The 19,085-nt window shown below is 55.5% G+C and carries 15 protein-coding genes and 2 pseudogenes; 1 reads left to right on the top strand and 16 read right to left on the bottom strand.

The window, feature by feature from the left end:
• Positions 1 to 307 precede the first annotated feature (307 nt).
• Positions 308 to 679: a DUF6124 family protein gene (locus tag ACIOUG_RS19430; RefSeq protein WP_401067838.1), complete on the top strand. Its 372-nt coding sequence runs from the start codon at positions 308 to 310 to the stop codon at positions 677 to 679.
• Positions 680 to 1,057: 378 nt separating this feature from the next.
• Here ACIOUG_RS19430 and ACIOUG_RS19425 read toward each other — a convergent pair whose 3' ends face one another.
• From ACIOUG_RS19425 to tssK, 16 genes and pseudogenes are all read right to left on the bottom strand, one after another.
• Positions 1,058 to 1,645 (bottom strand): lysozyme inhibitor LprI family protein, encoded by a 588-nt coding sequence (locus ACIOUG_RS19425; RefSeq protein ID WP_401067837.1) that lies wholly within the window; start codon positions 1,643 to 1,645, stop codon positions 1,058 to 1,060.
• Positions 1,646 to 1,683: 38 nt separating this feature from the next.
• Complete coding sequence (locus tag ACIOUG_RS19420; protein WP_401067835.1) at positions 1,684 to 2,142, bottom strand: cell division protein; 459 nt, start codon at positions 2,140 to 2,142, stop codon at positions 1,684 to 1,686.
• 96 nt (positions 2,143 to 2,238) lie between these two features.
• Positions 2,239 to 3,366, bottom strand: a complete 1,128-nt coding sequence (locus tag ACIOUG_RS19415; RefSeq protein ID WP_401067833.1) for a lysozyme inhibitor LprI family protein — start codon at positions 3,364 to 3,366, stop codon at positions 2,239 to 2,241.
• Between the two features lie 99 nt (positions 3,367 to 3,465).
• On the bottom strand, positions 3,466 to 3,849 hold the full coding sequence (locus ACIOUG_RS19410; protein WP_400498397.1) for a hypothetical protein: 384 nt from the start codon (positions 3,847 to 3,849) through the stop codon (positions 3,466 to 3,468).
• A gap of 28 nt (positions 3,850 to 3,877) precedes the next feature.
• Complete coding sequence (locus tag ACIOUG_RS19405; RefSeq protein WP_401067830.1) at positions 3,878 to 4,360, bottom strand: hypothetical protein; 483 nt, start codon at positions 4,358 to 4,360, stop codon at positions 3,878 to 3,880.
• Positions 4,361 to 4,388: 28 nt separating this feature from the next.
• Positions 4,389 to 5,144 carry a hypothetical protein gene (locus tag ACIOUG_RS19400; protein ID WP_401067828.1) on the bottom strand — a complete coding sequence of 252 codons (756 nt, stop codon included), beginning with the start codon at positions 5,142 to 5,144 and terminating at the stop codon, positions 4,389 to 4,391.
• 58 nt (positions 5,145 to 5,202) lie between these two features.
• Positions 5,203 to 6,570 (bottom strand): lysozyme inhibitor LprI family protein, encoded by a 1,368-nt coding sequence (locus tag ACIOUG_RS19395; protein ID WP_401067858.1) that lies wholly within the window; start codon positions 6,568 to 6,570, stop codon positions 5,203 to 5,205.
• Between the two features lie 114 nt (positions 6,571 to 6,684).
• Positions 6,685 to 7,221, bottom strand: coding sequence for a hypothetical protein (locus tag ACIOUG_RS19390; RefSeq protein WP_401067826.1), 537 nt, complete (start codon positions 7,219 to 7,221; stop codon positions 6,685 to 6,687).
• 242 nt (positions 7,222 to 7,463) lie between these two features.
• The gene (locus ACIOUG_RS19385) at positions 7,464 to 8,396 is read right to left on the bottom strand and encodes a hypothetical protein (RefSeq protein WP_346649977.1); all 933 of its coding nucleotides are present in this window, start codon (positions 8,394 to 8,396) and stop codon (positions 7,464 to 7,466) included.
• Entirely contained in the window at positions 8,393 to 11,194 is a 2,802-nt protein-coding gene (locus tag ACIOUG_RS19380; protein ID WP_401067823.1) for a glycoside hydrolase family 19 protein, read from the bottom strand. Before ACIOUG_RS19380 ends, ACIOUG_RS19385 begins: the two co-directional genes overlap by 4 nt.
• Before the next feature lie 51 nt (positions 11,195 to 11,245).
• Positions 11,246 to 13,288 (bottom strand): type VI secretion system tip protein VgrG, encoded by a 2,043-nt coding sequence (locus ACIOUG_RS19375; RefSeq protein ID WP_401067822.1) that lies wholly within the window; start codon positions 13,286 to 13,288, stop codon positions 11,246 to 11,248.
• Positions 13,289 to 13,316: 28 nt separating this feature from the next.
• The gene (locus ACIOUG_RS19370; RefSeq protein WP_401067819.1) at positions 13,317 to 14,318 is read right to left on the bottom strand and encodes a serine/threonine-protein kinase; all 1,002 of its coding nucleotides are present in this window, start codon (positions 14,316 to 14,318) and stop codon (positions 13,317 to 13,319) included.
• Entirely contained in the window at positions 14,315 to 15,043 is a 729-nt protein-coding gene (locus ACIOUG_RS19365; RefSeq protein ID WP_003229555.1) for a PP2C family serine/threonine-protein phosphatase, read from the bottom strand. The genes ACIOUG_RS19370 and ACIOUG_RS19365 overlap by 4 nt, the downstream gene beginning before the upstream one ends.
• Positions 15,043 to 18,582, bottom strand: a complete 3,540-nt coding sequence (gene tssM, locus ACIOUG_RS19360; RefSeq protein WP_401067816.1) for a type VI secretion system membrane subunit TssM — start codon at positions 18,580 to 18,582, stop codon at positions 15,043 to 15,045. Before tssM ends, ACIOUG_RS19365 begins: the two co-directional genes overlap by 1 nt.
• Before the next feature lie 12 nt (positions 18,583 to 18,594).
• Positions 18,595 to 18,810, bottom strand: a pseudogene (locus ACIOUG_RS19355) (DotU family type IV/VI secretion system protein); the annotation flags it as partial.
• A gap of 144 nt (positions 18,811 to 18,954) precedes the next feature.
• A pseudogene (gene tssK, locus ACIOUG_RS19350) lies at positions 18,955 to 19,085 on the bottom strand (type VI secretion system baseplate subunit TssK); the annotation flags it as partial.

Here is a 19,085-nt window from a genome sequence, read left to right as displayed (position 1 = left end):
CCTATGGGAAATTTCCTGCAGAGTGCCGGGATACCTATGAACTAGGCAGGTTGGCAGTTCATCGATAGCCTCTGTGTGTCGCCGCAAAATCGGCGACTCGGACGTGCAAGTCCGGTTCAGGTGCACATTCGTTGATGGCATTTCGCCGAGCGTTTTCCTATGCTCGCGGATCGTTATGGCGGCTGTGCGTCGGAGACCTTCGGGTCTGCCGGGTTCCTGGACCGGTCTTGCACACCAACGCACAGCTGCCACCTATTCGAAGTGCAAAGCGATTGGTGTCGGCCTCATAATTTCAGGAAGCTGCACCATGATCAAACCAACACCCAATCCCCCCGAAACCCCAGACATATCGCCCTACGAATCGCTGGAATCCAAGAAATTCCACGAAGCCGCCGAACGCGCCCTCGACCACCACTTCAAACCGCCCACCGAACCCCACTCCAAACGCGAAACCGGCCTCTTCAGCCTCACCCCCGGCACCGACGCCGAAGCCCTCATGGCCAACGCCTCCGAAGACCTCCTGTCCATCAGCGCCATCGCCTGCGACCTCGCCGACGACCTCCACGGCTCCCGCCGCTCGGTCGCACTGGCCCTGAGCAGAATGGCGGACGGGGTGCGATTGATGGTGGAAGGGACGCTCGACCATATTGAAGTGCGGAACCTGGCAGCCAAGTCGTAGCGGGATTTGCGGATGAAAAAAGGGGACGTTAAGTCCCCTTTCTGAATATTCCCTGCCTCACCACTGACAGCCTGTTTCTGGCGAAGCGTCCATGGTGATGTCTTGATCGAATGAATACTTCTTACCGGATTTGTAATTCGTATAGCTCATCCCGTAGATTCGGGCACCTTGGCTGACCATTTCATATTCGCCTGTCAGCCTCCCTTCGGAAACCACCGGGAGACCGTGTCGTAATAGGATCGAAACTCGAAATTGATGTTCTTGCCTTCCAACGAACGGAAGCAAGAAACCTCGGTAGTAACCTCACCGTGGGCAGTCAGCGGTATCAGAAGAAGCGCAGAAATAAACGGCGACGAAGATTTCAAACCGATCATTCCTTCAGCGGTTCATAGGTAATTGAAAGCGCATCCTCACCGCGCAGTAGGCGACGTCTTCACGCAACAGACGGCCAGCCATCTCACAATGCCCGTCTGCGTACCTCTTCCAAAGCGGATCATCGAACTCATCCCCTCCCAGCCGCTCAATGGCGGCCGCTAAGTTTCTGTCACGATCCTTCCCTGCAATCGCAGATGCTGCCTTGTAAAAACCATCCAACGGTAAACCCGTCTGCAGAGCAACCAACTCCCCCATCCGGGCATTGGTGGTCTGCACCAAACACCCAAGCCTCTCGATTGGCGCCTCAGCGCCCGGCAAAGTGGATTGATAAAGCTCCTCGCAAAACGACTCTTTGAAACGCACCCAGTTCTTTTGCACATCTCTCAGATGGCTCTGCTCCGCAGGAGCCAAACTCGTCAGCGCTTTTTTATATTGCTCGTTCAACACAGCATCGACCTTCTCGAAGGTTTGCTGCCCGCAAACGATCAAGTCCGGGTTGGAAAAACTGTCTGGATTACACACTTCTGCGGCAAGTGCCGCAGTAGAGGTTGCCAATGCCAAGCAGCAGAGAAGAATCGAAAATCCTTTCACGCTATAACTCCTTCGATACCAATATGCCCAACGCGCATTTATTGAGCGATTTTTCGGCGGTCCTGGACATACAGCCAGATCAACGGCGGCAATAGCACGAGCAAAGCAAAACCATCGAGCCACAGGTGCGACCAGACCTGCCGTTGCACTGAAAGCCAAATGTCCTGCGGCGCCCATAACAGGATGCCGGCGATCAACCATCCCCACACTGCTGGAGCTTTCAAGCGATTACCCAAGTGCACCAACGCAAGCATGTACAACGAATAGCTTTGCAGCGTCGCGCCAAACAGCGCGAGCCACCAGATCTGCTGCTCGTGGCCGGCGGCGGGTACCGCATCGGTGCCCCACAATGCGAGTTCGAGGGTGTTCAGGTAGCCGTCGAGTAAACCGGAGTGACCGGCCCAAGTCAGGGTAATACCGGCGAGTATGTGCGCGATTGCGGCGGTGTATAGCCAGAGCACTAACAATGGGCGAAGGGAGTTGGAGGGGGTTGGCATTCCGTGTCCTGAGCGCATTACTTGGGGTGGAGAGTTTAAAGGAAGGACAACATAAAAAATCCCAAAAAATTTCTAAGGCATGTTTTTAAGTCGTACTTATTCTTCAAGTGAGATAGCCATTTTCAGAGTAGATCCATTCAGATAAACGATTGCCTCGCGCCCGTTAATATCGATAGGCGTAGGATTCTGAATCATTCCTTCATCACTGGCCTTCGCAATTTTCGTCAGTGTCTTATCCGCAACATTGGCACGCCAAACAGTTTCATCGCCATTCTTGAAATAAAACGTCGGCCTTGATTTGCTCCAGATTGGATTATAAATATTCCAACCAGCATCCGGCCGACCAACCGGAGCTATCGTTTCATACCCTGGGGTATGCGAATAATACGCTTGCAACTTCCCATACTCTCCACCCCAGCCGAATGTCAAACCACTTACAGCATTTTCATCAGTATTTGGCCACTGCTGAAACAACAAACTACTTTCAACCGGCGGCAGCTTGGAGCCGAGTTTATAAACCATCCCCCGCAACTGATTTTTCGAAAGCTGCTGTCGATAGTAAAACGACCCGTCCAAAATTCCCGAAAACCTTTTGCCTTCGTCATTCGACCCCAGATTCAGAGCACCATCAAAACCGATATCTTTCGCAATCGTGTGCAGTACTTGCCTGTCATTGCGATCAACGTACTCATAAAGATTGCCCCTGTACGCAATCATCGCTGGATCAAAATGCCCTTCAAATACGATGACATGCAACATGCCTGAGATTGTTTCGGCGGAGATTACAAATCGTTCGACAACCCCCTTTTCATTGGGAAGCCATGCTAAATCAACGACCTTCCATGAGCGCTCAGACTGCGTATATGGCTTATCGCCCAACATCAACTTAATATCTTTCTGGGTCGGCCTAGGCGCAATAGGGATCGGCGACAGAAACTGTATCTGCTGAGCATAAGCATCCTCTAAACACTCAACTGACTCACAAGCATTACGTTCCGACTCCAACCAATCGCTTTCGATTATTTGAAAAGCCCGTCGACTCTTTAACGGCTTGAAAAATTCACTCAACTTTTCATCCATTATGGACAAAGATGGAGAATTACAAATTTTCTTTTCTACGTCCGTTGAAGCCTTGCCGCAATCGAAACTCGCGGAAAGTGCGAACGAACTAAAAAACAGAAAGGTTAACGATAAAAATCCTGGGAGTGAATATATATTTTTCATTGAATCCGCCATCAAAGAATTTTTTTAACAAGCGTCACATACTTCGCAAGTAAACTTTGCAACACAACAAACACATCCTACTCATTTATTTTTCTCATTTTATTTGCCGCTAACCTGCCTGTTGGCCAGACACTTTGCATAGCCGTTGGCGAATTTGGCATCGAATGACAGTTCCACCGGCTCTTCCAGTTCAGCCGAGGTATTGAGCAACACCCGAGTGGCCGGGGTGTATTTGATCCAGCCGATGGTGGCGGTGCCGTCCGTATCAAAGAGCAACTGGGCTCGCACCATTTCACCGTCGTCTTCATCAATCAGTAGATTGACCTTGTCCTTGCCGACATAGCGAAACGGGAAGTTGCTGCTCCTGACCATTTCGGTGAGATAGCCGTAACAACTCCCGGCTTCGGCAGTTGCCGGAATGGCGTAGGTGAGGGGCAACAGAAAAAGTGCTCTCAGCATGGGCCGAATGGAAAAGCGGTTCATCCAATCATCCTTAATCAAACGGCGGCGATCACAAATCCTTGAACGTCAGCAGCCGGAACTCGTTGTTCACAAACTCGAAGTAGCGGGTTCTGTAACGGCTTTCGAGCTCATTACCCTGCGCGTCCTCTTCGGTATCGGCCGCAATGCCGGAAACAATGAGCAGACGGCTATCGGGCTTGTTCGACAGGCTGAAGGTATTGCCGTCGTACGCATTCGGCAGCCCCACAACAATCTCCCCCGTGCGCGCATCCAGCACTTCGCCGCAAATGGCACTGCCACCACAGCCGACTCGGTACAGGAAGTAGTGGCCGGCAAAGTTGACCTTGCGTTTGAGTGCCTGTGCACGATCCTTATCCATCCTCGGGTTGCTGTGTTCTTGCGACACCGGTTCGTGATTGATACCCGTGAACTCTGGGGTGACGGTGTAATCCTTGAAGTCCGGGTCAGCGGCGAAAGCCACGGACGCGACAGTGGCCAAGAGGCCGCCGAGTAAAACTGAACATCCCTTCACGCTGTAACTCCGTTCGGTCTTCGCAGGCTTACTCAAAAGCCATGCTGCGCACCGCTGTTTTGATTTCTTCAAATCCTTCGGCGCTGATCGCCAACGGTATGGCCGAGCCTGACTCCGCCGAGCCTATCAACACGCTTTCGCCACGCAGCAGGCAGAAAGCAACGCGGGTGATGTGACGTCGTGACTTGTCATGGAAACCGAAGATGAACCCCGAGGACCTCTCCCCACCTAATGCCTCAAAGGTGTATCTGTTTTTTGGCCCCGCCAGCGACGTAGGCTCCCAACCATGATCGGTCAGGGTCGCCGGGCATTTACGGTCGTTACTCTCTCGCACAAGTTGCAACTCAATCGTGTCATCAAGCGGCGGCTTCTGAGTGGTGAGCACAGAAAAGTTGTTGGTGTTTTCACACATGACACCGAACCAGGGCTGGCTCAAGTTTGTGGGCTTTTCGAAATTCCACTCATAACCCGTCGAGGTCTGAGCCTGCGATAAACGCGGGGCGCTAGAGGTTTCAGGCTGTTGTTTGGCCGCAATGAATACCAGATCAGGCGTATTGAACTGCAACCATTGATCTTTCGAGAGCGTCATTGAGAACCGGCAAGGTGTCATGTCGATCGCAGCTTCGGTTGGGCCTTGCGCGATCTGCGACTGACCCGACGCATTGCCCACCGAGGCAACAGTTGCGGCGGCATGACCGACCTGCGCGAAAGCAGCAACGCTGATCAGCAATACCCTCAGATAACGAGGTCTCACGAAACCCGGAATCGACAATTCATCAGGCACAGTTCCACTCACTTAGAATTTAACGGCAAAGAATCGCGACACATCCGCGCTCCGAGTTTCAAATGCAGTGGCTCGCCTTGATCGGCTCTGGACCTTGCGACTTCAATCGCGCCACGTTGTCGATGCTCAACCGGTGACCTTTATCAGCCGCCATTTGATAACAGGCTAACGCTCGGGACATATCCTTTGTTCCCAACTCGCCACCCTCAAAGGTAGAAGCCAGATAACTCATCGCCTCTATGGAGCCCATGTTGATTGCTCGAATGACCTGCTCTTCTGCCTGCTTGGGGTGGAGGCAAGGACCGTCGTAATCGGTGGAGTTCCCCATACAAAAAAACGAGGCATAACCCAATGCACCACTCGGCGTCTTTGACGCGGCTTTGAACAACGCCTCAACTTTGCTGGTTTCCAGCTGGGACGCCATCTGCGAAAGGCTCAGTCTTGCCGCTGACTCGCTCGCCTCTGGATCACCCGACTCTGCTGCGCAGACATAATTTTCCAGAGACGCTTCAATCAACTCCACAGTTAGACGGTACTGCTCAAGAAACCCTAACCCTCCTAAAGCCTCGGCACGTTGTTCGCAGAAGTTCTCGGCGCGGCTCATTCCGGGTTTACGTGTTGCGACAAGATCATTCTCGCTGATCGACCAGTCTTCGACGCCCTCAAGTACCCAACATGCCTGACGAGAGAAATTGAAGATTTTTACATTGCTGTTTCCCGCCCGCTTATCGACCACATTGACGTGACTGTCGTCGACCTCTTCAATCTCAACTCCCGGTGTCTTGCCGGGTGTGATGGCGGCCATCAGCGGGTAGGTGAAGGAAGCTCCGCTGACGCCCGAGGTCGAAGGCTCAAAGGTACTACGGTCCTTACCTGCTACCGGCTTCAACACAAGCGACTTGACCGTCATCGCAGTGAGACGACGCTGTGATTCACTGCTGGCGGAAAACGCTGTCAGGAACGCAGAGAATTCCTCCGAAGGACAAGCGCCGTTGGCCGTCGCTGTCGAAGTGCTCTTATCGGATGCAAGAGCAGGGACGATCTTGTCCAGATACGCCGAGCGCTCACGACTCATTCTGGCGATGCACGAGTTAACTGCGTAAACATGGGCTGGCATGCCTGTCTCGATCTCGAACGCCTCCAACGGACAGTTCGCATCGCGTAATTTCAGCCACGCACGTTGCGACTCCTTGACCTTCGCCGCGTACTCCGCGCCCAACACCGGATCTGCTCGATAGTCAGTCTCAAGCCGCGACATCAACTGCTTGTAGCTGACATTCAACTGCGCATCGGCAGCCTTCTTCGCCGCCTCCGAGCAGGGCACCATTTCCAGACTTGAGGCTACATGGCTGCAGTCGTCCTGTGCATAGGCCGCTGAAACCGGCAGTAATAGTGCGACCAACAGCGTAAAAACAAAGCGGTTCACTGTGTTCATCCTTGAGTCATTCAGGCTTTGCGCTCGGCGAGCCGGGGCCAAACCACGTTCACGCCTAATAAAGAGTAGCCTGCCCTATTAAACGCAAAACATTGGCAGCCTTCGCTATTTAGCGCCATTTATTTTCTTGATATAAGATTTTATCAACCCTGCATTAACATAAGGAAAATGTTGCTCCTCACCTTCTTGATACCCTTCCATCCCACTCAGATTCTTATCAAATCGGACAAGCTTATTCACAACCAATTTATTGTCCGCACTTTTTTCATACCCATAAACTTGATAAAGGGTCCCGTACGTTCCAATTCCTCTGCTCGTAATTTCCCAAGAAACCAAAACAAGCACATTTTTCTTACCCTTAACTGGATAAAAGAAAATCGACTCAATTTTTGGGTCTGACCCAGCCACATCGTATTTATCGACAAGACTTCTATTTTTTTTATTGTCGATCCCAACAACATCCAGAACCAGAGAAACAGGAAACTCCTCGCTCGTCGTGTGCAGGAATGATAATTCACCCCCATTTACGACGTCAGTTCTAAACGGCCCTTGGATTACCGTTCCCTGAAGATAGTCTACATCTTGCGCACTGCTGGAGTTTGCCAGAAGGAAAACAAAAGCAAACATAAATACACGGAGCATATAGAACGACCTCTTAGTTAATGTTCATAAGTGCAGCGAGTGCTTGAAACCTACTGTTCCTGTCCGCATATCCATTTTGGCCGCCATTCACCATTTGTGTTACGTCGACAACACTGCCTGTCTTGGCGACTTCGCACAATTTTGTGCCTCCCTGACTGGGGAAGTTGGGGACAGACCACGTTTTTCGGATACTACTAAAAGGTGGTCTGGCCCTATTTCACTCCTGAAAAGCGCGGCTCGTCTCAATTGCAGTTTTCTCGAGATTTCGCCGCCTGTGGAATACGTCCACCTTTTCCGTTTTTTGTCATTTGCGCGATATATTCCTTATAAAGCGGACATGCGTCGGACTTCATTCCCATATCCCAATAGGCATCTGCCAAATTTAGTGTTGCAACGACTCTCTCTGGGAATTTCTTATGAATTTCCCTCAAAAGCAAAGCAGCTAAAACATTGTTTTTGTTGCGATACAAATAATAAGCATAGTTATTCAATGGCTCGACATTATCATCGGAAATTATCAAAGTCAGCTCATACACCAGTTCTTGAGGAACACTCCTCCTTACCTTATTCCCGTCATCATCGAGCCCATAAAATAATTCTCCTTTTTCGCCCTGGGGAAGCTTCCCAAGGATATATTTAAAGTCTTTCCTGATTTCTGTAAGCTGATCTTCATTACTCAAAAAGCTAAAATTAGGCCCATTTTCAGAGAACTGAGAAAACAGGGTGCAACACGCCACACGCTGAACGTTAAACTGCCGCGGAAATAGAGCTTCAATTGGTACCTTCTCGCCACCCAAGGTATATTTTTCATCTCTACTAGATTCCACCCAATTAGATTTTTTATAGAGAACCCAATCCTGCCGTGCAGAATTCCATTTAAAACTGTACTGCGTAAGGTCAGTATTGCGAGTATAAAAATCTAGCAGCAACGAGAATTCGCCTGGTAAATAACCTACAGACAACCCACCGTCTCCAAGCTCAAAATTTCCCGAAACTGACTTATTGCTTCCGCCAATATCAATAGTGATTCGCGAAATTGTGCCGTCATCCTCGAGCGGGCTAACACTATACGGATCGCAGATTCCATCCCCATTCAGGTCAGCCTCGCAGCTAGAGCTCGCACTTGCCGCTGTTGCCATGAACGTGAGAATAAAAAAAACAGCTACTTTGATCATAAGGTCCCCCCAAGTGCGACGATACGCGCTTCCGCGTACTGTTTAGCTACCGATGCTATTCGTCCTGACGCATAGTAAGTGGTATTGGTATTGCCACTAACAGACGAGTCCGAGTTATACAAATCCAAGAACCTTTTATATCCGATTATTGCTTGCGCAGCATCCGGTGTCTTCCCATCCTTTCCGCCTGCGGGGTCGCTCCACAGACCCCAGGCAAAGGAAAACTTAGCTTTATTATATGCCTTGCTATCGAGCAAATCATAGGCGCCAGCTTTATTTAACTTCGCACAACCTTTAATATCCAAAGCTTTCAAAGCATTGTTCAAAAACAACAATCGTTCATCATAATGATTCAAGCCACCATTCACTAAAATCGTGCAATATATAAAGTCATCGGCATCCGAGTGCGTAAGTATTTTTTTGTAGTCAACCCAATACCATCCCGCCGACAGTACGCTATGCGGTAACTGGCCGAGCTTGTTATAATTTGGCGCACCTATAAAGCTTTCACCAGCGAACTGCCCATAGGCCTCATAATTGACCCTGTGGGTTATTTGCATAAGACCACGACCAATATAAGGATGATATGTTGGCAAAGGCTTTGTTGGATCAAGGCCTTCTACTGTGTAGTGCAAATGTCCGCTCTCATGGAGCATTTGCGCAAGGATATGTGCCTTGCTTATGCACTTCACTACCCCAGACCTCTCAAACATTTCACCTAGAAGATCTGTATATTTATCAATATTAGCTTGAGTTGCTGAAGGATCGATCAATTTCATTTGATCTTTAGTAATGGTATCCGAGCAGCTACAGCCACCGGCATGTGCAAATGACGAGATCAGCCCAATAGGATGAATATGTTGCACACTCGCATTGCTGGTAATCCCATGCTGACCCAACAGCTTGCTCCACCAACTGAGCTTCTCAATTCGCTCCTTTTCTTCTACCCATTCTTTATGAGGTTCAGAATCGCTATGCCCAATTATTTCGTCTAGGGCATCCCACCTATCTTTTTTAAAGTCCCACTCATTTTCATAACGGGTGACCATTTGCGATATTGGCTGAGAGAACCAAGGCTTGTTCAATGCTTCTGCAATCTCAGTCGGGGCGATTTTTTTATCCCCGTCCCGATCAAGTATTTTATACAGCTTCTCGTTAATGGAACCCGCAATAGCCGCCTCGACGTTTGGCAAATAGCCCTCACGCTCCTGCTCACTGAGATTCTCTTGGGCATGTAAAAACGCTGCAAAGTGATCGGCGTTGCTGGTGGTCTCTTCGATAAAATCGAAGCCATTCCACTCAAATGGTGAATGTCGCGAAATGACTATGTCTTGCTCCGCAAACCACCCATCAATCCCGTTACCGTCCTTGTCCCCCAAAAGACCATCTAGACGCCACCAATACGTGGTTGTCGTTGACTGCCCCATTGTGACTGTTTGTTTTATTTTTTTGTCCGCAGGTAGCGTCTCCAGCAATCCTACAGGGACATAAAAATCGTACCCCACATCATTCCCAGCGTCTGATGCTTTAGGAGGATTTGTAGCGTTCATACCTTGCACGTGAGTAATAAGCTTGGTGCCTACAGGTATTTTGACTATTGATTTCTCAGCGACGGGTGCCCCTGCGGCTTTAGCTTTACTCTGCTCAGTGAACGCCTTCACATCCTCACAGCTGAAAACCTCTAGGTGCAGGAGGTTCTTCGGAGCTGCATCTGAATGGTTTTGATACTTGCCAACATGCCCGAGAATTTCACCAGCTTTGATCTTGTATGTCGGAGAGAGGACAACAACATCTCCCATCGGGCTATGCGGCTCACTCTTCGGCGTAAGTGATTGCAGCCAAATAAACCCAGGAAACTTCCCATCCGCGCCGGGCGCTAAGGCTGGTGTCGCCTGGCCACTGACGATTTCGGCGAGTTTACGGAAATTGTTAGGTGTCGCTTCGTCACCAAGCCGCACTTGTGCGCCTGCTGGTAAGTGGCTAAGCGGGAAGCCGCTAGTATGGGCGCTTCGGATATTCGCTCCGTGCTGAGCGCCTCCGGGGATAGGGTCTTGAGCTTCGTTACCCACGAAGTACTTCCCACCCCCCAAGTCTTTCAATTGCCCTTTATATACCCATCCGCCGGCAGGCAAGCCTGCGATTTCAGGACTAACGCTGATAACCGCAACCCACATTTGATTCGCTGGGGCAGGTTGTGTAACCACGGTCGTCCCCCGGGGCAAAACTGCCAAGACGGGAAAGTGTCCGGCGCTACCACTTCGCATCCGTATGCCCAACGGCTTGTCTGGAGCATTGGCCTTAACTTCATAAAGCCCCTTTCCCCAGAAACCCGGCCGGGCTTTAAGCGTCGGGTTCGCTTTGTAACCCTCCCAGTCCAGCAAGTGCATATATAGGCTGAAAAACGTCAGGCTTGGCCCAGCCGCCGGCGTGCTTGCGGAAGCCGCCCCGGCTGCGGGCGCAGCAGGTGCCGGAAGCTCAAGGCGATGCTTTACCAGCACAAACCCAGTCGAATAAACCGAGGGTGTCGAACCAAAATCAGAAGTCGGGTACTTCTCGTCAATGCGGTACGCGACGACCTCTCCATCAGCGATGCATCTAACCTCCGTCAGATCGCTGACCAAACCCGAAGCTTCATCGAAATGCACGCCACCATGCCAAAGCCCATTGGCCCCCAGCGGATAATAGCCATCCTTCGCTTTGGCTAACGCCTTATAGAACTGCTGCGGATCGGTCGCTTCAGCTGTTCCGACTTTCAGGGGATACGACCATTTTTGAACTTTGTTCGTTGTCTCTGTCATTACCAATTACCTGAATTCTGATCCCTGGTGGCTTGGATTGCCGTCAATGTCTTACCCGGAAAAATTGAGCATCCGCTTCGGCTTGCGTTTGATTTTTTCCTCAGACGCATTCCCCAACGCCTGATCCATCAAACTCCCAGCCTTATCCTTATCCGCCGCCCCCGGCAGCACCGGCGGTTTAATCCCGATCCCGGTGCCGCTCCCCGGCGAGCCACCCGCATTAATCTTCACCACCGGCCCAACCACCGTAACCCCACCACCATCGAGCTTGATAAAGCTCCCACCACCAAGAACGGTCAGCTCCGTCCCCGCCTCAATAACAATCTTGTCCCCAGCCTTGAGGTGAATCTCTTTGCCCACGCTGGTGAGCTGCGCCGTACCCAGCTTCACATGCTGGTTCTGCCCAACCGTCAGATGATCATCCAGCTTCGCTTCGATCTTGCGGTCGCTGATGGTGGTGCGGTGCTCTTCGGCCTTCAGCTCGGTGTAGGTGTTCTTCACCACGGTGTCGTGACGTTCGTTGCCGACACGAATCTTCTGGTCGTGCTCGATGTTTTCGTCCCAGTCGCGCTGGGCGTGGATGTAGATTTGCTCGGCGCCTTTTTTGTCTTCGATGCGCAGTTCGTTGTAGCCACCGCCGCCCGGGGAGCTGAGGGTTTTGAACACGCTGCGGGTTTTGTTGGCCGGCAGGGCGTACGGCACCGGGTTTTCCTTGTGGTACAGGCAGCCGGTGACGAGGGGTTGGTCGGGGTCGCCTTCGAGGAAGGTGACGAGGACTTCCATGCCGATGCGCGGAATGCTGATCGCACCGTAGCGGTCGCCGGCCCAGGAGCTGGAGACGCGCAGCCAGCAGCTGGTTTTGTCGTCGGCCAGGCCTTCGCGGTCCCAGTGGAACTGGACTTTGATGCGGCCGTATTGGTCGCAGTGGATTTCTTCGCCTTTGGGGCCGGTGACCATGGCGGTCTGGCTGCCGAGCACGCGCGGTTTCGGGTGTTCGAGGGCCGGGCGGTAGAACACGTCCCACGGGGTGGCGAGGAAGGTGTTGCGGTAGCCCTGATGGAAGTCGTCCTTGTTGTCGGTGGTGTCGCTGGTCACGCCTTCTTCGAGGACTTGCGGCTGTTTGCCTTCGTGGAAGATTTCGGTGAGCAGCCACAGGTCGTTCCACTCGCTGCGCGGGTGGTCGGACAGGGCCATGAAGTGGCCGCTGACCAGTTTGGTCTGGTCGCCGCGACCTTCGGCCTGGCGGTAGTCTGCGCGGTGGCGTTCGAGGGCACGCTGGCTGAGGAACTTGCCGCGCGCACGGTCGATGAAACGGCCCGGGTAGTCGTAGTCTTCGAGATCCGGTTCGGTGCTCTCGCCATCGGGTTTGTAAGCCGCCTCCATTTGCAGGCGCGGTTTTTCGAAGTCGTAGTCGCGACGCGTGGTGCGGCTGGTGCGGGTTTCCAGGCGCAGTTTGAAGCCTTTGATCACCGGCTCTTCGGCGACCATGCCGCTGCCCTGTATGTAGGCGGTCGGCTGGCCGAGGTCGGGGAACACGGTGTGGTCGTCGCCGAACACCAGCAGGTGAGCCTTTTCGCTGTGCTGGAAGTGGTAGTGAATACCCTCCTCTTCGCACAGGCGCTGAACAAAGTGCAGGTCGGTTTCGTCGTACTGCACGCAGTAGTCGCGATCCGGGCACGGCTGGCTCAGCTGGAAGCTGTAGGCGTTGCCCTTGATCCCGTGTTCGTCGAGGATCAGCGCGATGATTTTCGGCGCCGACATCTGCTGGTAGATGCGCTGGTTGGTGCGGTGATGCAGGTATTGCAGCTGCGGCACCAGCGAGACTTTGTAGCGGGTCAGGCGCTTGCCGGCATCGCCCTGGGCGACGCGGTAGATCTGGCCGTGGATACCTGAGCCCTGCGGATCGAACGCGAGAAACGCCTGTTTGTGCAGGAGCTTTTCCAGGTCCAGATCGGGGTTTTCGCTGACCAGTTCGAGGTCGAAACGAAACGGCTGGCTGATGCCTTCTGTGCCGGTGAACGACAGCACTTGCAGGTCGCCCACGTAGTCTTCGACCTTGAGGCTGAAGTGGGTTTCGTTAGCTGGGTTGAACATAAAGCGCTCCCTGTTCGAATGTCGTCCGTTACGCCCGAAGTCGCAACCGTTGCAGCCAGGACGAAGTGGCGCCCAAGGCGTCACGCAATTGTTGGGCAGTGATGGTGCGTTCTGCCGCGTTGAAGCTCAGCGCGGTTCGCAGCGCTGGCCAGCCGTGTTTCGGTAAGTTCGCCGGGGCTTGCAGCTCGCGCTCCAGGTGCTCGTCACGGGCCTTGGTCGAGGGCAAGCGGCGGAACGGGTGTTTGCCGCTCGCCAGTTCATAGATCACGCAGGCCACGCCGTACACGTCCGCGCTGGCCGACAACGGTTGGCCCTCAAGCAGTTCGGGGGCGGCGTAGCCCGGGGTCCAGGCGTTGAAGCGCTCGCGGCTCAGGTGCGGCAGGCCGGGCAGTACGCCCTCGTCTGCCTGACCGAGACCGAAGTCGAACAGGCGCAAGCCGTCTTCGCTGAGCATGACATTGCTCGGTTTCATGTCACCGTGCAGCACGCCGCGACGGTGGGCGTAGGCCAGCGTGTCGAGCAGCGGCAACGCGATGTCGCGCGTTTCTTTCCACGGCAGGCCGAGGGGCCGCTCGCAGAGCAATTTGTCCAGGGTCAGGCCACGCATGTATTCCATGGTGATGAAGGCCCGCTGGCAGTCGGTGTCGACTTCAAAAGTGTGTGCACGCACGACGTTGTCGTGGCGCAGGCGTCGGGTCAGGGCGAACTCGCTGTAAAGCAAGGCACTGGCGTCCGGCGATTCGGCAAATTCTTCGCTGAGGATTTTCAGCGCAATGTAAGGGTCGGGATCGCCGAACTGCTCGTGCAGCAAGTCCCGCGCCCGATATACCGCACCCATGCCGCCCGCCCCGAGCAGACGCTCGAGGTGGTAGCGGCCGGCGAGTACGTCCGGCAATGCACCGATGCTGGCCTTGGTCGGCGCCAGCAACGGCTCGGCGTTATTTGCCTTGGCAAAGGCGAAGTAGGTCAGGTTGTTGGCCTGCTCTTCGCTCATCAGCAAGTCATCGACTGAGGATTCGATTTCAGTCATTGGCGGATCACCACGGCAGTCAGGTTGTCCCGGGCGGCGCCACGCAGGGCGCCGTCGAACAGACGTTCCAGCGCCACGTGCGGCGCACTGAGGCTGAGGGCGTTGCCGAGGGCATCGCTGCTCAGGCCCTGATACAAACCATCGCTGCACAGCAAAAACGCATCGCCCGGATAGACCTCGAGTTCGAGGACATCCAGGGTCAGCTGTTCGGCGGCGCCGACGGCTCGGGTCAACGCCTGAGCCGCCGGGTGCGCTGCCGCTTGTTCGACGCTCATCTGTTGCTCGTCGATCAGTTGCTGCTGCAGCGAATGGTCCTTGGACAGCTGATACAGCCGCTGCCCGCGCCACATATAGCAGCGGCTATCGCCGGCCCAGATGCAGGCCGCGCGATTGCCTTCCACCAGCAGCGCCACGACGGTGCTGCCCATGATGCTGTCGTGGCGTCCGGCGGTGACCGTCAACTCCTGCCCCAAGCGCCGGTTCAACCAGTGCAGGCACTGGCGGATGGCTTTGAGGCGTTCGTCGAAGTCCTCGTGCTGCGGCAGTTCAGCCAGGCTGGCGACGATCAGCTGGCTGGCGATGTCGCCACCCTGATGACCGCCCATGCCGTCCGCGACCACCCACAGCCCCTGCTGCGGATTGTCGAGGAAGGCATCTTCGTTGCGCGCCCGCACCTTGCCCGGGTCGGTTCGCGCCGCGCTGCGCCAGGGACTGGCCACCAGCATCAGAGCTGCACCGGCATACGGAAGGTGCGCAGCACGCCCATGTCGAACGGGTTCGGCGTGCGCTGGCTGGTCAGCAGGTAGTTGGCGCGCAGGCCACCCACGTCGGCTTTCAGCACCAGCACGTCGCGGCCGGTCAGGTACTCGGTCTGCATCAGGTCGAACAGACGGAACAGCGACCATGGGCCGGAGTTCTTCTCGATGCCGATCGGACGACCTGCCATCTTGTCCATCACCAGGCTGGTGCGACCGTCTTCAGCATCGGTCGGCCACTTGAACGTCATTGGCAGGATCGGACCGTGGCGGTATTCCATGGTCTTGTCGCCGAACTTGAACTCGGAACGGCTGACAGCCGGGTCGAGGGTGTACGGCTCCAGTTTGAACTGCACGGTCGGCTCGGCCGGGTTGATCGAGAAGAAGCTCTGACGAATCGTCAGCGCCGCCGCCATCTGGTCGAGATACATCTTCGACACCGGCAGGCTGTGACCGTCGACGCTGCGCATCCGGTAGTTGCCCGGATCACCGCTGACGAACGGACGCATGTAGTTGTCGAAGAAGCGGTCGACAGTGCCTTGAGCGCGGAAGAATTCGCGGAAGTCGCTGATCGCCACGTCGCTGGTGCTGCTGGCGCTGAACGGATAACGCTTGCTGATGGTTTTGCCATACACGCTGTACAGCTCGTTCTGATAACGGCCGTTCAGGTATTGGTAAGCATCGTTGAGCACCAGGCGCCACGAGTCCTCGGCCAGCACGTTGAACCACACGCTCAGCGGACGCGGCAGGCGACCCGAAGCCGCACGCAGGTTGGTCAGCGCATCACGCTGGCCGCTCATGCGGGTTTTCGCCATTTCGAACGCGGCTTGTTCCGGCGTGCTGGAACGGGCCAGACCGGACAGTTGCAGTTGCAGGTCGTTGAGCGCGCTGATGGCCGGGGTCAGGTCAGCGGCCGGGCCGTTGTTGTCATCGAGCAAACGATGCAGCGGCTCGAAGCGGCGTTGCAGCGACTTCTTCGCGGTGTCCGGCAGGCTTTTCGCCACGGCTATCGCCGAAGCCTTGTCCGCCACGGCAGACGCCAGTTTGCCGACCTTGCCCAGTTTGCCCTTCTGCCCAGCCAGTGCATCGGCAGCATCACCGGCTTCATCCACCGGATCGGCAGCCGCCGGGAAGCGCGTGTTCTCGCGCACTTCAGTGAGCAATGCCAGCACCGGCGAGTTGGCCGACGTCAGACCCGCCAGTTGCTCGGCGCCTTCACCGGCGTCGCTGATCGGCGGCAAGGCCACCTGGCCAACGGCTTCGCTCCAGTAGTTGGCGTAGTCGCGGAAGTACAGTTGCTCCAGTTCGACCATCAAGCGACGCAAGTCCATGTCGCTGATGCCCGCGCCTTCGCCCAGCACCCAGTTGTCACGCAGGATGTCGGTGACCAGCGCCGAACCCTGCACCGAGAAGTACTGCTGATAACCCTGCTGGGTGTAGAACCCCGGGATCACGTATTCAGTGCCGATGAACAGCGAGCCCTGCGGGCCGAGGTGCTGGCTGAAACGGTATTCCGGCAGGTTGCGCGCCTGCTCGCGGAGCATGCGGTAGACCACGGTGGCCAGCGATTCGGCACGCAGCACCTGGCGTGCCTGCGTCACCAACTGATCGTTCAGCGGATAGATGAACGGCTGCTTCAGCAGGCGCTCGAGGTGGGTGTTCAAGCCGTTCTGCACCGCAGTGTTGCCGGTGTAGCGCTGCGACCAGTCAGTAGCGACCCAGTCCTTGAGCCACGCGGCATCGCGACGGTCTTTCATGTTCAGCATCAGGTACGCACGCAAGCTGTTGAGCAGCTTGTCGCGGTCCTTCATGTTGGCGCGGATCTGCCCTTCGAGCATCGTCGCGACCCGTGGCAGCAATTGCGCTTCGAGCTCGTGCTCGTAGGCTTGCCTGACCACCGGATTGACGTCTTCGCCCTGATACAGGCCGCCACGCTCGTGGTACGAGACGTCGCCCTTCTTCGGGAACACCTGAGTCGCGGCGTAGCTGGTGTCGAGGGTTTTCAGCACGCCCATCGCATCATCACGCGGGGTCAGCGCCGAACGCTGCTGAGTCCAGTTCTGCGCCAGGGTGCGCAGGTTTTCCAGACGCTCATAGTTGGCCGAGAAACCACCGGCCCAGAGCATGCCGAACAGCGCCAGTGCCGCCAGTGCGCCAACGTACAACGCACGCTGGCCCCAATGGATGCGGCTGCGCTCGCGCTTGTCGAGACCGGCAAGATCCGATTCAGGGAAAATCACCCGGCTGAGCAGATGGTGAATGAAGCGCGAACGACCGCTGCGCAAAGTCGGCAGCACCCCGGCATTCATGCCGAGGTTGGCGCCGATGCCGGCGGTGGTCGCGTCCATTTCCTGAGTCAGGTGCGGAGCGCTGGTCAGGTAGAAACCCCGCAACAGCGACGCGCGCTGATAACGGTTGCCGGTGAACGCCAGGTCGACGAACAGGCACAGGCGCTCGCCGATCTGCCCCAGTTGATGCGGGAAGTCGAGGATGCGGCCACGGCGCTGGGTATCGCGCTCGGAGTGCATGCGCATGATCACCTGATTGTTCAGGCGCCGCAGCAGCTCTTCGAACTCGCTGCGCAGTACCGCGACGTCGGTGCCGATCTGATCCTTGCGGAAACTGGTCCCCAGCACCTGATCGCTTTCTTCGCGGGTCAGTTGATCGAAGAACTCGTCGAAACCGAGCAGCTTGTCCGCCTTGCTCAGCACCAGATACACCGGCACATCGACGTGCAGTTTCTGATAGACGTCTTGCAGACGACCGCGCACCTGGCGCGCCAGGGTGTCGATGTCCTGCTCGCTGCCACCGGTGAGGGATTCCACCGGAATGGTCACCAGCACACCGTTCAACGGACGCCCGCGACGACGCTTGCGCAACAGTTCGAGCAAGGTGGTCCAGGCACTGCCGTCAACTTCCGCGTCCGGCTGTGTGGTGTAGCGCCCGGCGGTGTCGATCAGCACACCGTGGTCGGCGAAGTACCAGTCGCAATGACGGGTGCCGAGGGTGTCGCGGGTCAGCTTGCGGTCGATCTTGTTGATCGGGAATTCCAGGCCGGAGAAGTCCAGCAGGCTGGTCTTGCCGGAAGCCTGCGGGCCGATCAGCAGGTACCACGGCAAGTCGTTGCGCCAGCGTTCGCTGCGGCCGCGATACAGGCTCGAAGTCTTCAGGGTTTTCAGCGCGTCCTTGAAGCGCGCCTTCAACTCTTTCTGCTCTTCTTCGATCAGCTCGTCACGACGAATGCGATCCTGACCGTCTTCGGTTTCTTCGACGGCTTTCTTGCGGATGCCCGCGCGCCAGCTGACGAAGACCATGGTCAGGCCCCAGATCAGGAACAGCACGCTGATGGTCAGCAGACGCGAGGTCGCGCTTTCCCAGAACTTGTAGTCATCCACCGCCAACAACGGGCCGACGAACCACACCAGCAGTGCCACGAACAGCACCAGCAGCAGGGTCCAGACCCAGGTCTGGCGCAGGAAGGCGCCGACTTTCTTGAAAAACTTTTTCATCACACGTCCCTGTTACGGCTGCGACTGCGGTTGAACCGCGGCCGGATCAAGCGGCTGATAAGGTTGCAGAACGGTGTCGCGCTGCTCGCCCAGGACCCAGGCGAAGCCCGAATACATGACCACCAGGCAGACCAGCGTGAACAGCACCACCATCCACGCCGGCACGATGCGCACCAGGTTGCGGCGCTGATCGTTGAGGCCTTCCCAGTGCGGCGACAACTCGCGCGGCGTAGATCATGCGTTCTTCCAGTTGCTCGAAGCGCGGCGGCGCGGCGAAGTCGGTCAGCGGACTGGCTGCCGGTCCGTGGCCCTGACGATCGAGCAGGACGGTTTTGTCGTCCTGGTTGTAATCCGTTTCCTTGATCATGTCGGTCAGTTCCTGATGGCCCAGAATTTCAGTTCAAGCTCGGCGAATTCGCCGGACACGTGGAACGCAAAGCCGCCGGAGCGCTCGAGTTGCGCCAGGTCTTCGGAACTGAGTTCGAGGAGGATATAGGTGTTGT

This window comes from Pseudomonas sp. NPDC087803 (genome assembly GCF_044742995.1).
Classification (GTDB): domain Bacteria; phylum Pseudomonadota; class Gammaproteobacteria; order Pseudomonadales; family Pseudomonadaceae; genus Aquipseudomonas.
This window is presented reverse-complemented; position numbering and strand designations above follow the sequence as displayed.